The organism is Pseudomonas sp. NKUCC02_KPG, from assembly GCF_019345465.1.
Taxonomy (GTDB): domain Bacteria; phylum Pseudomonadota; class Gammaproteobacteria; order Pseudomonadales; family Pseudomonadaceae; genus Aquipseudomonas.
The window spans coordinates 318,757-332,710 of sequence record NZ_JAHKRC010000006.1; the positions used below are offsets into that span (position 1 = coordinate 318,757).

General features: G+C 59.4%; 14 protein-coding genes and 1 pseudogene. 7 read left to right on the forward strand and 8 right to left on the reverse strand.

The features are described from left to right. Positions 1 to 35 precede the first annotated feature (35 nt). From KO536_RS10955 to KO536_RS10975, 5 genes are all read right to left on the reverse strand, one after another. On the reverse strand, positions 36 to 665 hold the full coding sequence (locus KO536_RS10955) for a glutathione S-transferase family protein (RefSeq protein WP_219261929.1): 630 nt from the start codon (positions 663 to 665) through the stop codon (positions 36 to 38). Positions 666 to 735: 70 nt separating this feature from the next. Further along, positions 736 to 1,413, reverse strand: a complete 678-nt coding sequence (locus KO536_RS10960) for a type 1 glutamine amidotransferase domain-containing protein (RefSeq protein WP_219261930.1) — start codon at positions 1,411 to 1,413, stop codon at positions 736 to 738. 140 nt (positions 1,414 to 1,553) lie between these two features. Next, complete coding sequence (locus KO536_RS10965; RefSeq protein WP_219261931.1) at positions 1,554 to 2,213, reverse strand: ankyrin repeat domain-containing protein; 660 nt, start codon at positions 2,211 to 2,213, stop codon at positions 1,554 to 1,556. A 111-nt stretch (positions 2,214 to 2,324) separates the two neighbouring features. Further along, entirely contained in the window at positions 2,325 to 3,695 is a 1,371-nt protein-coding gene (locus KO536_RS10970; protein WP_219261932.1) for an amidohydrolase family protein, read from the reverse strand. A gap of 258 nt (positions 3,696 to 3,953) precedes the next feature. Then, positions 3,954 to 4,643, reverse strand: coding sequence for a GntR family transcriptional regulator (locus KO536_RS10975; protein ID WP_219261933.1), 690 nt, complete (start codon positions 4,641 to 4,643; stop codon positions 3,954 to 3,956). Positions 4,644 to 4,783: 140 nt separating this feature from the next. Here KO536_RS10975 and KO536_RS10980 point away from each other — a divergent pair, with 140 nt between their 5' ends. The 7 genes from KO536_RS10980 to KO536_RS11010 all read left to right on the forward strand — a co-directional run bounded on the left by KO536_RS10980 (position 4,784) and on the right by KO536_RS11010 (position 12,109). Next, positions 4,784 to 5,869: an ABC transporter ATP-binding protein gene (locus KO536_RS10980; protein WP_219261934.1), complete on the forward strand. Its 1,086-nt coding sequence runs from the start codon at positions 4,784 to 4,786 to the stop codon at positions 5,867 to 5,869. Position 5,870: 1 nt separating this feature from the next. Continuing rightward, complete coding sequence (locus KO536_RS10985) at positions 5,871 to 6,788, forward strand: ABC transporter permease (protein WP_133079745.1); 918 nt, start codon at positions 5,871 to 5,873, stop codon at positions 6,786 to 6,788. Further along, positions 6,785 to 7,573: an ABC transporter permease gene (locus KO536_RS10990; RefSeq protein WP_133079744.1), complete on the forward strand. Its 789-nt coding sequence runs from the start codon at positions 6,785 to 6,787 to the stop codon at positions 7,571 to 7,573. The genes KO536_RS10985 and KO536_RS10990 overlap by 4 nt, the downstream gene beginning before the upstream one ends. Positions 7,574 to 7,605: 32 nt before the next feature. Beyond that, positions 7,606 to 8,658, forward strand: coding sequence for an extracellular solute-binding protein (locus KO536_RS10995; protein ID WP_219261953.1), 1,053 nt, complete (start codon positions 7,606 to 7,608; stop codon positions 8,656 to 8,658). Between the two features lie 80 nt (positions 8,659 to 8,738). After that, positions 8,739 to 9,935 (forward strand): amidohydrolase family protein, encoded by a 1,197-nt coding sequence (locus KO536_RS11000; RefSeq protein WP_133079743.1) that lies wholly within the window; start codon positions 8,739 to 8,741, stop codon positions 9,933 to 9,935. Continuing rightward, on the forward strand, positions 9,932 to 11,434 hold the full coding sequence (locus KO536_RS11005) for an amidohydrolase family protein (protein WP_133079742.1): 1,503 nt from the start codon (positions 9,932 to 9,934) through the stop codon (positions 11,432 to 11,434). The genes KO536_RS11000 and KO536_RS11005 overlap by 4 nt, the downstream gene beginning before the upstream one ends. Positions 11,435 to 11,446: 12 nt before the next feature. After that, entirely contained in the window at positions 11,447 to 12,109 is a 663-nt protein-coding gene (locus KO536_RS11010; protein WP_219261935.1) for a flavin reductase family protein, read from the forward strand. 11 nt (positions 12,110 to 12,120) lie between these two features. Here the strand turns inward: KO536_RS11010 and KO536_RS11015 are convergent, their stop codons facing one another. The 3 genes and pseudogenes from KO536_RS11015 to KO536_RS11025 form a co-directional block, all read right to left on the reverse strand. Continuing rightward, positions 12,121 to 12,729, reverse strand: coding sequence for a dTMP kinase (locus KO536_RS11015; RefSeq protein ID WP_219261936.1), 609 nt, complete (start codon positions 12,727 to 12,729; stop codon positions 12,121 to 12,123). Between the two features lie 125 nt (positions 12,730 to 12,854). Beyond that, entirely contained in the window at positions 12,855 to 13,739 is an 885-nt protein-coding gene (locus KO536_RS11020) for a homocysteine S-methyltransferase family protein (RefSeq protein WP_219261937.1), read from the reverse strand. A gap of 90 nt (positions 13,740 to 13,829) precedes the next feature. Then, positions 13,830 to 13,954: pseudogene (locus KO536_RS11025) on the reverse strand (amino acid ABC transporter permease); the annotation flags it as partial.

Sequence of the window (13,954 nt, forward strand, 5' to 3'; positions counted from 1 at the left end):
GCAAGCCAGCTCCCACATGCCCCGCCGCAATTCAACTATTCGTCGAGCTCATTCTCAAGCTTCAAAGCTCGCTTCCAGCTGTCCAGTTCCGCCAGTCGTTGCAGGTAAGCCTGCAGATGAGGGTACTGCGCCCCGCACTGCATCTGCTCGACCACCGTGATGGCAACAAAAGCCAGCATGAAGTCAGCCCCTGACAATGTGTCCCCCACAATGAAGGTTCTGTTGGCAAGCGCACTGTCCAGAAACCCCAGGACCTTATCAAACTCAGTCCGGGTATAGCCGTCCAGGAACTTGAGCTGAGTCCCGGCATTGATCTCAAACTGGGTAAACAGCTTGAGTAGCACCGGCACCATCGCCGAGCTTTCCGCAAAGTGAATCCATTGCAGGTACTGAAGATAATCCGGTGAGCTGAACGCAGGTTCCAGCCGGGGCGCAAACCGGCGGATCAGGTATTCGACGATGGAGCCGGATTCAACCAGCACATGCCCGTCGAGCTCAATCACCGGTGACTTGCCCAGCGGGTGAATGTTTTTCAATGAGGCCGGGGCGAGACGAGTGGCTGGATCGCGCTGATAGCGAATCAGGGTGTAAGGCTCTCCCATTTCTTCAAGCAGCCAAAGAATACGCAGCGATCGGGACGCGTTGAGGTGGTGAAGTGTGATCATGAAGACTCTCTCTGATGAGGGGGCACCCGGAGCGTACGAACGTTTCAGCCTGCCCGGGCGCCGGCCGCGGTTACTTCAATTGGGCGACAAGTGCTTTGGCAACGCCTTCGGAACTGGCAGGGTTCTGGCCAGTGACCAGCTTGCCATCTTCGATGACAAAGGGAGCCCAGTCCGGCCCTTTTTCATAAAATCCGCCCAGGCTCTGGAATTCATCTTCGATCAGAAAGGGCACGACATCGGTCAGCTCTACTGCAGCTTCCTCGCCATTGGTGAATCCGGTGACTCGGCGCCCTTTAACCAGCGGTGCGCCGTCAGCGGCCTTGACATGACGCAGGGCCCCGGGCGCGTGACAGACAAAACCAATGGGCTTGCCAGATCGCTCGAAGGACTGGATGAGCTCGATGGACGTCTTCGACTCGGCCAGATCCCACAGCGGTCCATGACCGCCAGGGTAGAACACGGCGTCAAAATCTTTACTGCTGACGGTATCCAGCTTGACGGTGTTCGCCAAAGCCCGCCGGGCATCAGGATCCGCGTTGAAGCGGTGGGTCATGTCCGTCTGAAAATCCGGCAACTCACTCTTTGGGTCCAGGGGTGGCTGACCACCGGCTGGCGACGCCAGAACCACCTCGGCCCCCGCATCCTTGAAGACGTAGTAAGGCGCTGCGAACTCTTCAAGCCAGAATCCTGTTTTCAAGCCCGTATCCCCGAGTTGATCGTGGGACGTTAGAACCATCAGAACTTTCATGTCTTAGCCCTCATTGCTGCGGTTTGGCCTTTGGCAACGTGATCTGCCTCGGGTTTATGCTGGTTGCACTGTCTTGACTATGTACGACCACCGTTTTTTGAATACGTGCAACACGAGAACCGCCACTCAAGTAACGCGAATCAGTGTGCCCCGGCATCACGCAGCAACTGCGCGATAGCGGTCTGACCGCGTTCCTGCGCGTGTTGCAACGGGCTCACGCCCTTGTCGTCAGGCTGGTTCAGGTCTGCGCCGGCCTCGATCAACTGGCTGACAATCTGTTGATGTGCCGGTCCGCCATCAGAAAGCACGATGGCTTCCATCAAACAGGTCCAGCCCAGGCGATTGACATGGTTCATGTCAACGCCTGCCGCGATCAGCAGGCGCACGGTTTCAACATGGCCGCGCTCGCACGCCGGGATCAAGGCGGTGCCGCCATAGCGGTTGGTGCTTTTCAGGTCGGCACCATGGGCCAGGGCAAGCTGGAGAATTTCATTTCGCCCGCTCGCCCCGGCCAACAGATAAGGGCTGTCCTGGATCAGGTTCTTCTGGTTAACGTTGGCACCGGCTTCGATCAGTGCCCTGGCGATCTCTATCTGGTTCTCACGCGTTGCAAGCAGCAGCGCACTGCTGCCATCGAGCGAACGGTCATCGAGCTTCGCACCTTCAGTGATCAGTTGCTGCACCCTGCCCAGCTCACCGTTTCTCACGGCGTCGAGGAGTGTCTTGTCGCTTGCCATCACTACTCCAGTCATCAACAGTGCGACCGTCAACAGGCCGTATTTAATCGTCCGGGAACCCATGTCACGCCCTCCAGAGAATCCATGAGAAACCAGTATGGTCAGGGCGCCAGGTATTCGGAAATTAAATATGCCCATGCTTTTCAGTGACTTTGTGCATGGTCCTGCTGAGGACTAGAAGTTCTGTTTATAGATTTTCCCGCCTTTCATGATCATGCTGATATTGATCTGCGGGTCCTCCAGAAATGCCAGGCTTACCGTGGGGTCGCCTTCGACAACCAGCAGATCTGCCAATGCACCGGCCTCTATCCGGCCAACTTTACCGGGATAAGGATTGCGCGCTCCCGACAGCCCCAAAAGCTCTCCATTGATCTTTGTCGCCATGTTCGCAACGTCGTGCGCGGCGTAAAACCGGGTCAACTTCGCCAGTTGTCTTCCCTGAGTCGGTGTCTTTAGCGGATTGAATAAAATATCAGTCCCCCAGGCCGTTTTGATATTGAAGCGCTGGGCAAACTCATAGGCTTTCGCGGTGCCCTCGGCCACCACGCGCTGACGCTCTCGGCGCACAGGATCAGGATAAACATTGGCATCTTCATCCTGCAGAAACGGCTGAAGGCTCCACCAGATATCGTTGTCTGCCATCATGCGCACGGTTTCTTCATCAGCCAGTTGGCCGTGTTCGATCGATTTCACACCGGCTCGAATGGCACGCTGAATACTTCTGGGCGTGTACGCATGCACCATCACATAGGTGCCCCAATCGGCAGCCGCTTCAACCGCCATTCTTAATTCTGACTCCAGAAACTGGGTGCTATCGAGATGATCATAAGCAGAAGCCACGCCGCCACCGGCCATCAACTTTAACTGTGAGGCACCGAGCATGAGCTGCTCTCTTGCCCGCCTGAGCACTTCGGCTTCGCCATCGGCGATGGCGGCAGCACCCAGTTGTTCGGTAACGCTCAGTGACCTGAGAGAGCTGCGGGGAATCTCGGATCGCATCCTGAAATCACCGTGGCCCGAAGTCTGTGAAATCATGGCGCCGGATGGATAAATACGTGGCCCCGGGATAACGCCCTCATCAATTGCACGCTTCAAGGCAAACGAAGGTCCACCAGGATCGCGCACCGTCGTAAAGCCGCGCATCAAGGTGCTTTCTGCTTCGCGGGCGGCGACTAAATGGATATAGCCCGGGTCTGCACTCATCGCGTCAAGTTGCGTGATGCCCGCCAACGTAGTGTGCCAATGGGCATCAATCAGTCCCGGCATCACCACCCTTCGCCCGCAATCGATAACCACTGCCCCTTCGACATCCGTATTGGCGGGTAGCAGGGAGTCGATCACGCCAGCCTTGATCAGGATGCAGACGTTATCGTCAAGCACAACGCTTCCGTTGAATAAACGAAGATTCTTGAGCAATACAGTGCTCACGCCGGACTCAGCGTTCGTGCCTTGTCCTGAAGTACTTGAGGTGCGCACTTCTGACAGCGGTGAGCCTTTGGGCTTGATCCCGCTATAGACGTCACATCGAGACAGATCGAGCATCATCCTGGCGTGAAAATCCTGTATATCCGGCGAGCTACAGGTGCACAGGTCATGGGCTTCAAGCTCAACACGATGACTGGGTGTAAAGCGCGAACAAGCCGTTGCAGATTTAGGCCTCATAGCGAGCGTTCCGTAAGCATTTTCAGGAACAGAGACTATAGATCGGATTAAAAACGCTGATCGAAAAACGGCGGGCACACTGAAAATCCTTGGCGACGTGGCCCAAGGATTGGGTTCGGTGAAGGGGGAGCACGTTTTCCCTTAGAGTGATATCAGGTGTTTGAGCGGGTGGTAGTCCGTTTTCAGGGTGGCCGCGACGTCGAGAATCGCCTTCTCGATGCCATTTAAATGAATGCACGTCAGCTCGATCGCGGCGCCCTGGTTGCCAGCCTCGATGAACTCGATCAGGCGCAAATGCTCATCGTCGCGACAGGCTTCGTGGCTGTCATCATCGAGCGCGGCGGCATACAGCGAGGCGCGGGAAATCAGCTTCTGGAACCAGTCCAGCAACACCGGGTTGTTCAGGCTACGGGCAAGCTTGATGTGGAACTCGCCGAGCAAATGTATCAACCGTTCGTGGTCGCCATTTCGGTGCGCCTCATCCTCCAGCAACAGGTGATCGCGCAAGTCGCGGGTCACGGCTGTGTCGCGCCGGCGACAGAGTTCGCTGACGATACCGATCTCGACCAGGCGCCGGGTTTCGAACAGCGAACGGATCTCTTCGTCACTCGGTAGAGATACGGATGCACCTTTATTGGGCTCTGTGGTGACCAGTCCATCGGCCTCCAATTGCTTGAGCGCGGCACGAACCGACGTTCGGCTCACGTTAAAAAGTTCGGCCAGGGAGGCCTCGCCCAGCTTCATCCCCGGTCGCAACGAGCGCTTGCTGATTGCCTCGTAAACCCCTTGATAGACGCGGTCGACCGTGGTTTCGAGTTTCTTCTCGGTCATCTCAACACTCCTTTAGCGCAAAACAACCGGCCCCAGGCGATGAGCAGCCTTAAAAAAAGGGGGTTGCACGGGCAGATTAATCCGGTTATCACTAGATTGCATCCAGACATTGCATACAATAATTAGAGGAATGCACCATTATGGGTCATCCAGTCGCAATTGAAGTGCGTAACGTCTCCAAACGGTATTCCGACGATCCGGGGCTGGCTCCAGCCCTCGACAACGTTTCAGTCGACATTGCCGACAATGAGTTCTTTACCCTGTTGGGACCTTCGGGCTGTGGCAAAACCACCTTGCTGCGCACCATCGCCGGTTTCGAGCATGTGAGCGAAGGGGAGATCCGTCTCGCGGGCGAACCGGTCAATGACTTGCCGCCGTTCAAGCGCCGGGTCAACACGGTCTTCCAGAGCTACGCGCTGTTTCCCCACATGAGTGTCGCGCAGAATATAGCCTTCGGCCTTGAGATGCAGGGCCTTGATCATAAACTCATTCCCAAGCGTGTCGATGAGATGCTCGCGCTGGTGCAAATGCAGCACCTGGCCAAGCGCAAACCTGCCGAGTTGTCCGGCGGGCAACAGCAGCGGGTCGCCCTTGCCCGGGCCCTGGCCCCCAAACCCAAAGTACTGCTGCTGGACGAACCGTTGTCGGCGCTGGACCTCAAGCTGCGCAAGGAGATGCAGGTCGAACTCAAGCGCGTGCAGAAGGAAGCCGGGATCACTTTTATCTTCGTGACCCACGATCAGGAAGAAGCCCTGACCCTGTCTGACCGGATTGCCGTGATGTCCGCTGGCAAGATCCTGCAGATCGGTACGCCCAATGACATCTACGAGCGGCCGCAGCACCAGTTCGTCGCCCAGTTCATCGGCGATATCAATTTCCTGCCGGGGCATCTGAAACGTGGCCAGCAGAACGAAAACCTATTTGTGCCAACCGGCATGCCGGTGGAAATCCCCTGCCCGGCCCAAGGCTTTGATGGCGCAAGAGTGCAACTGGCGTTCCGCCCGGAGCGCTCGCAACTGGTCGATCCGCAGCAGCCCCATCATTTGCGCGGCGTGATCGAAGCCGTCCTGTATGTCGGCACCGCGACGCTCTATCAGTGCCGGTTGAACAACGACATCAAGGTCATGCTGCGCGAAAACAACGAAGGCCTGAACCGTGGGCGTGTGGTCGGTGATCGCGTTGCGGTCAACCTGCCACCCCATGCCTGCCTGTTGATGGAGGCTTGAGATGAGCGTCAGCAGCACTTCCCCCGCTCTCAACCGTGCGCTGTTGCTCAGCCCGGTGGTTCTGACGTTACTGGCACTGATCGCCATTCCGCTCGGCATCATGGGCTACATCAGCCTGCTGCCACGCAACGTGTACGGCGGCGTCGACTGGCAGGCCAACTGGCAATTGCAAAGCTACGTGCAGCTGTTTTTCCAGGAAGGTTTCGACGGTGAAAAGGAGCTCAACTGGGTGTACGCCCAGGCGCTGCTGCGCTCGGTGTTCCAGGCCGGCGGCACCACGTTGTTGTGTTTTCTGTTCGGCTTCCCGGTGGCGCTGTGGATGTCCAGCCTGACCCCGCGTCGGCGCAACCTCATGGTCTTGCTGATCACCATTCCGTTCTGGACCAACCTGCTGATCCGCAACTACGCGTGGCTGATCATTCTGCGCGAGCACGGGTGGGTCGCCCAGAGCCTCAATGCCCTGTTCCCCCAGGCTGGCGGCATCACCCTCCTCTACAACGACTTCGCCGTCAGCGTCGGGCTGGTCTACAGCTTTCTGCCGTTCATGATTCTGCCGATCTACTCGACCCTGGAAAAACTCGACTGGCGCCTGGTAGAAGCGGCCTACGACCTCGGAGCCAACCGCTGGCACGCGCTCAAGCGGATCATTCTGCCGCTGTCGATGCCCGGCGTGATTGCCGGTGCACTGCTGGTGTTTGTGCCGAGCCTCGGTGCATTCATCACCCCGGCGATTCTCGGTGGTGGCAAGACGTTGATGATTGGCAACCTGATCCAGCAACAGTTCGGCACCGCCCGTAACTGGCCGCTGGGCAGTTCACTGTCGTTCCTGTTGCTGGGGATCCTGCTGCTGTCGCTGATGCTCTACGCCCTCTATACCCGCAGCACCGCCAAAACTCTACGTCGGGGAGCCACCGCATGATCGCCCTGCACCTGAAAAAACTGCCGCTGACCCGCGAAGTCAGTCTGTTGATCCTTGCTTACCTGTACGTGCCGATCTTTGTGCTGATCGCGTACAGCTTCAATGCCAACCGCTCCGCAACGGTCTGGACCGAGTTTTCGTTCGCCTGGTACGGACGAATTCTGGCCAACCCGTCAATTCAGACCGCGGCACTGAACTCGATCATCGTTGCGAGCATTGCCACGGTCTGCGCCACAGCCATTGCGCTGCTCGCCGCGCTGGCGACGTATCGGCCGTTCTACGGGCAGAAAGTGGTCGAGGGCGGGATCAACCTGCCGCTCATCCTGCCGGAGATCGTTACCGCGGTCGCCACGTTGCTGCTGTTCATGGCGCTAGGGATCAAGCTCGGTTTGCTGACCGTGATCGTGGCGCACATCGGCTTCTGCATCCCATTTGCCTACCTGCCGATTCGCGCTCGCTTGAATGACCTGGACAAAAGCCTGCTGGAAGCGGCCAACGACTTGTACGCCAACCCGTGGCAGGTGTTTCGCCGGGTGACCTTGCCGCTGCTGTGGCCGGCGGTGTTGTCCGGGTCGGTACTGGCATTCGTGGTCAGCCTCGACGATTTCATCATGACGTTCTTCGTGGCAGGGCCTGGTTCGACGACCTTGCCGGTGTACATCTTCTCGGCGATCAAGGCCGGCGTGACGCCGGAGATCAACGCAATCTCGACCCTGATGCTGGTGATTTCCATCGTGCTGGTGGTGCTGGCCTTCTGGCTGGGACAACGCGGCAAACAACAATGAGTCTGGAGCCTGCTGTCATGAATAAGAAGAGCATGAAATTGAAACGTCTTGGTTACGGCGTCGCCGGCCTGGCCCTCAGTTGCTTCACCGTTTTTGCCGCACAGGCCGATGAGCCCAAGGAGTTGTTTTTCTACAACTGGACCGATTACTACCCGGTCGACCTGCTGGCCAAATTCGAAAAGGAGACCGGCATCAAGGTCACCATGGACGGCTACGACAGCAACGAAACCCTGCTGGCCAAGTTGCAGGCCGGTGGCGCGGCGTATGACGTGATCGTGCCGTCGCAATCGATCATGCGTACCCTGATCAACCAGGACTTGCTGCTGGAAATCGACACCCCGACCCTGCCCAACTTCCAGTACGTCAAACCGGCGTTCCGCGACCCGAGCTTCGACCCTGGTCGCAAATTTTCGGCGCCTTACTTGTGGGGCACCACGGGGTTTTCCTATGACAGCGCGCGGGTCCCCGGCGGCAAACTGGACGACTCATGGAAAGAATTTTTCGAACCGCGCAAGGAACTCCAGGGCCAACTCGCCGCCCTCGACACCTCCAGCAGCGTGATCAATGCAGCCAGCCATTACCTGGGCGTCGACGAATGCACCGAAAACCCCCAGGACGCCAAGCGCATCCTGGAATTGCTGCAAAAACAGAAACCGTTCCTGAAGATGTACAGCTCGGACAACACCGTGGACCGCATGGCCTCCGGTGAAGTGATCATGATGCAAAACTGGAACGGTTCCACCGCCCGCGCCACGTTGCAGAAGAGCAGCATCAGGTACGTGTATCCCCGTGAAGGCCTGGCGATGTTCCAGGACAACTTCGCCGTACCAAAAAGCGCGCCACACCCCGGCAATGCCAAGATCTTCATCGACTGGATGATGAAGCCGGAAAACGCCGCTGCCGTGTCCAATGCCATCGCCTATGACAACGGAATTCAGAGCGAAAACCTGATCGACGCCAAATGGCGAGTGATGGATGCCATCAACATGCCCGAAGAGTTCGCCTCGCGCCTGCGCCCTGAAAAGGAATGCAGCAACAAGGCGCGGGAGTTGCAAGACCGGATCTGGTCCAAGCTCAAGGGCTGATCCAGAACCAGGGGGCCGCCTTCGCATGCAAGACCGCGAAGAGGCCCCGTCAAACACCCTAGAAATCCAAGAGGTTTGCCATGAACCAACCCCGCTGGCTGCGCAACGTGCGGCCCTACGGCCTTGCTGCCCAAGACCTGCTTCTGGAGAACGGCCTGTTCAAGCAGCGGCGTCCAGCCTCCAGCACAGCGCTGACCGCCACCGATATTGACGGCCAACACCAGCTCCTCACCCCGGCCCTGGTCGAAAGCCACGTTCATCTCGACAAAACCCTATGGGGCCAGCCCTGGCACTCAAACAGCGCCGGGCCGACGCTCAAGGATTACATCACCAACGAACGCCGCGTACTGCGCGAAGTCCAGAGCCCCATCGCCGAACGCGCCGGTGCGCTCCTGGAAAACTGCATTGCCCGTGGGTCGCTGACCATGCGCTGCCACGTCGACATCGACCCGGATTTCGGCCTGCGTCATGTAGAAGCCATGCAACAACTGCGCGAACGCTACCGTGACCTGATCGACCTGCAACTGGTGGTGTTCCCGCAAACCGGCCTGATCAGCCGCCCCGGCACCGCCGAACTGATGCGCGAAGCCATGGCGCTGGGCGTGGAAAACGTCGGTGGGCTCGACCCTTGCGGTATCGATAACGACCCCCTCGCCCAGCTCGACTTCGTGTTCAAGCTGGCCAGCGAATTCGACCGTGGGGTCGACATTCACCTGCATGACAAAGGTGAACTGGGCCTGTGGCAGATCGCGCTGATCGCCGATTACACCGAGCGCTACGGGCGTCAGGGCCGGGTGATGATCAGCCACGCCTATTGCCTGGGCATGTTGCCCTGGAGTCAGGTCCGGCCGGTGGCCGATCGTCTGTCCAGGCTGGGCATTTCGCTGATGAGTTCGGCCCCGGCCGATTGCGCGGTCCCGCCGTTCCTCGCGTTGCGCGAAGCCGGCGTCAACGTGTGCCTGGGTTCGGATGGTATTCGCGACGCTTGGTCGCCCATGGGCAACGGCGACATGCTGGAACGGGCGATGCTCCTGGCGTTCCGCTTTGACATGAACAAGGACGAGGAACTGGCAGCGGCCTTTGCCGCCGCCACAGTCAATGGAGCGCAAGCGCTGGGCTGTGTCGATTACGGGCTGGAGATCGGGCAACGGGCCGACTTCCTGTTGATGCCGGTGCAAACCCTTGGTGAAGCGGTGGTGGCGCGTCCGGTACGCCAGGTCTATCGCGGCGGCGAGTTGATCGCCTCGGGCGGTCGATTGCTGGACAGCCGTCTGTGAAGCGCGGGCCACGTGCAACGGTCGGCCTCAAAAGCAGCTGCGTGGTCGGCTTTGACGGCACACAGCACGTGCTGTGGCGCGACGGCGAAGTGGTGTTCGAAGGCGCGCGCATCGTGTTTGTCGGGCGCGGTTATGCAGGTCCCGTGGATCAGTGGATCGACTATGGCAATGCGTTGATCGGCCCGGGCTTCATCGACCTGGATGCCCTCGGGGACCTGGACTCCACCGTGCTGACCCTGGACAACGGCGATGAGTGCGATATGGGCCGGATGTGGTCCGAGGACTATCTGGCGAGCGGTCCGCGGGAGAGTTACAGCCCGGACGAAGAGGTTTTCAAGTACCGCTACGCCTTCACTCAGTTGATTCGCAACGGCATCACCACGGCCATGCCGATCACCTCGATGTATTACCGCCAGTGGGCCGAGACCTACGATGAAATGGCTGCGGTGGCGGGTGTGGCCGCTGAGCTGGGCCTGCGCACGTACCTCGGGCCTTGCTACATGAGCGGCATGAGTTACTGGCGCGCCGATGGAACCCTGGCCCATCACTGGGATGAAGCCCGAGGCCTGGCCGGGCTCGATGGGGCCGTGCGCTTTTTCGAGGATTTCGACGGGGCACAGGACGGTTTGATTCGCGGGGCGCTGCTGCCTGATCGCATTCAAACCTGCACGCCCGCGCTGCTGCAACGGACCGCCGACCTGAGCCGGGAGCTGAACGCGCCCATGCGGCTGCACTGCTGCCAGGGGCTCGGCGAAGTCGAGATGGTCAAACAACTGCGCGGAGTTTCGCCGTTGGCCTGGCTGGAGCAACTGGGGCTGTTGACCCCGCGCAGTCTGCTGCCCCACGGCATTTACACCGAGGGTGATGACGACCTGCAACGGCTGGTGGACGGCGGTACCAGCCTGGTGCATTGCCCGGTGGTGTTTGCCCGGGATGGCGAGGCGTTGAACTCGTTTGGCCGTTACCGGGCCAAGGGGATCAACTTAGCCCTGGGCACCGACACCTGGCCGGCGGATTTGCTGGAGAACATGCGCCAGGGACTCAACATTGCCCGCCTGATGGAAGGCGGTGCATCGTTGACCAGCACGCTGGACCTTTATAACGCCGCCACGCTGGGGGGCGCCAAGGCTTTGGGGCGTGACGACATCGGCCGTCTGGCCCCGGGGGCAAAGGCCGATATCACCGTGTTCAGCCTGCGTGGCCTGCACCTCGGGCCGCTGTTCGACCCGCTGAAAAATCTGGTGCTGGCCGGTCGCGGTGATGACTGCATTGCCAGTTACATCGACGGGCGCTGCGTGATGCATGACGGTCAGGTTCAAGGGGTCGACTACCCTGCCCTGCAACGCCAGGCCCAACGACAATTCGAAACACTGATGCGCAGCCACAGCCCTCGGGCCTTTGGCCAGCCGGACTGGAACACCCTGTTCAAACCGTCCATCCCCTACGCCGACAACTACAGCGCACATGCCCCGCTCAGCGCGATCGATCCTCTTCTCTAGAGATTTGTGCCTATGCAAAGCTTCGACTTCAGCACCCTGAGTGCCCGCGACAAGTACAAGATCCTGATTGGCAGCGTGGTGCCTCGACCGATTGCGCTGGTGACGACCGTTGATGGCGAAGGACGTATCAATGCAGCCCCCTTCAGCTTCTTCAACGCGCTGTCCGCCGACCCGCCGATTCTGGCGCTGGGCGTGGAGAACTACGGCGACCTCAGCCCCAAGGACACCACGCGCAATATCCAGCTCAACCAGGAATTCACCGTCAACATTGTCAGCGATGCGTTGGTGGAAGCGATGAATGTCTGCGCCGTGCCCTTCGCCCCCGGTTTCGACGAACTGACCGCCGCCGGCCTCACGGCGATTGCCGGGACCACCGTCAAATGCCCGCGTATAGGCGAAGCTCCGGTGGCGCTGGAGTGTCGCCGGATGATGGCGCTGTCCATTGGGCAATCGCGGGAAATCATCTTTGGCGAAGTCCTGATGGCCCATGTACGGGACGAACTGATTGACCCGCACACCCTGTACATCGACCAGTTGGGGCTTGATGCGATCGGGCGGATGGGCGGGCATGGGTATGCCCGTACCCGGGACTATTTCGACTTGCCGACGCGTTCGTTACAGGCCTGGACAGAGGCGCCGGGCGGTGGCGTGCGGTTTTGGCCACAGGCCAAATAGGTCTGTGAGGGTCAAAGGACGCTATAGATCCCGGCAACCACCTGCATCGTAGCGTCTTCGATCGATCCTTCGTTACGGCATAACACCCAGCCCTGATCTGCCGCCGCCTGCTCGAATGCTTTCGTGCTCGCGACATGCTCTTGCAGCGCGTGCATCACCGTACTCCCCAGCCCGCGGGACCGTGCCGCCGCCCTCGCCCATGACATTTCAGGGGCGGTGACGACCCCGACATGCAGGTCTGGCACTCGCACGTTTCGATCCATGTTCAACTGCAGGATTTCTGCAAACGGGACTATCCGGCGAAACGCCGCATCAGACGGGTACCAGCGATCGATCAGGATGATGCAGTCTGGCGGCTGTTTGGTCAGCACGTGCCGGGTCATCCAGGCTCGGCTGTCAGCGAGGCGCTCACACACGGCCAGCTCCAGATCCCGGCACGGATCTCTGGCGAGCCTGTTCACGAGGGCCATTGTTTCACCCCGGTAGGGATCGCTTTTTTTCTCGCACAGCCGGATCACCTTTTTGCTGTCTGCCCTCAGTACTTTCGTGATGGCTTCCAGCAGTGTGGTTTTGCCGGTCCCCTTGGGCCCATCCAAAGCAACAAACAGCGGACGATTCATGTTCAGGCAACGATTGATGTACGTTTCAGTCTGCCCGTCCCGTTCGCCGGCAACGCTTGGCGCCACCAGGCGAATCGAGTGCAGGGCCCGTGCAGGTTTTCACTCAACACTGGCGTGTTGCCAGGTCACTTCAGGCTACGTTTGAGCTCGGCAATATGCTGCGGGCCGATACCACAGCATCCGCCGATCATGCTTGCCCCTCTGTGTTGCCAATCCTTGGCCCACTCCAGGTAGCCCAGGGGATCGAGGTCTTCGCGCAGCTCGTCCAGGCCGTCATTCGCCGTCGCTTCCTTCGGTTGCGGCGGGAAGGCATTGGCGTAGACACCAATGGCGATGTCGGCACCCAAACGCTCGGTAATGGCTCGCGCCACATCCACGGCAGCACCGATCACTTCCGGCTGGCTGCAGTTGAACAACACCGCGGCAACTCCCATTCCTGCAACCGCTTCGATGGCGTCGGCCACGGGTTCGCCTGAACGCAGGCGAGGCACACCGTCAGTCTCTTCATCCTGAAGGGTGAAGGATACCCAGAATGGCTTGCCGTCTGACGGCAGATGAGCGTGGATCGCCTGCACTTCGGCCAGTGAGCTCTGGGTCTCTGCCAACCACAGGTCCACATGCGCGCCCAAGCCTTGAAGCAGAGGCGTGAGCACTTCAGTCACCCGCTCAGGCTGGAACAGATCAGGCCTGTAGGAGCCGAACAACGGCGGCAGAGAACCCGCGACCTTGACCGGTCGGGCACTGGCGTCAGCCGCTTTGCGTGCCAGTCGGCCTGCAATCGAGGCGAGTTCCAGCCCCTCACTGGCAAAGCGTTCCTCACCTATATGGAAGGGAACCACTGCATAACTGTTGCTGGTAATGACTTGAGCACCGGCTTCTATGAACGCGGCATGAACGGCCACCACGACTTCCGGGGCTTCGCTCAATGCAAGTGCCGACCACTCAGGCTGCCTGAAAGGTGCGCCACAACGTTGCAACTCCCGGCCCATGCCACCATCAAGAATAACCATTGATCGTTCCTTCATGTCTTGTCTCTGAATGTGTGAAATTGGGCTGAACCTGTTGATGACTGACACCCACGGGTTCGTAAATAAGCAGGCTCAGCGCTGCTGTGTGAACCCTTTGCCGTAGTGGCGCTCGAGGCGGTTCTGCACCAGTTCGAGCCCGATCGACATCAACCAATAGATAACGGCGGCGGTGGTGAGCATTTCGATGTAGCGATACG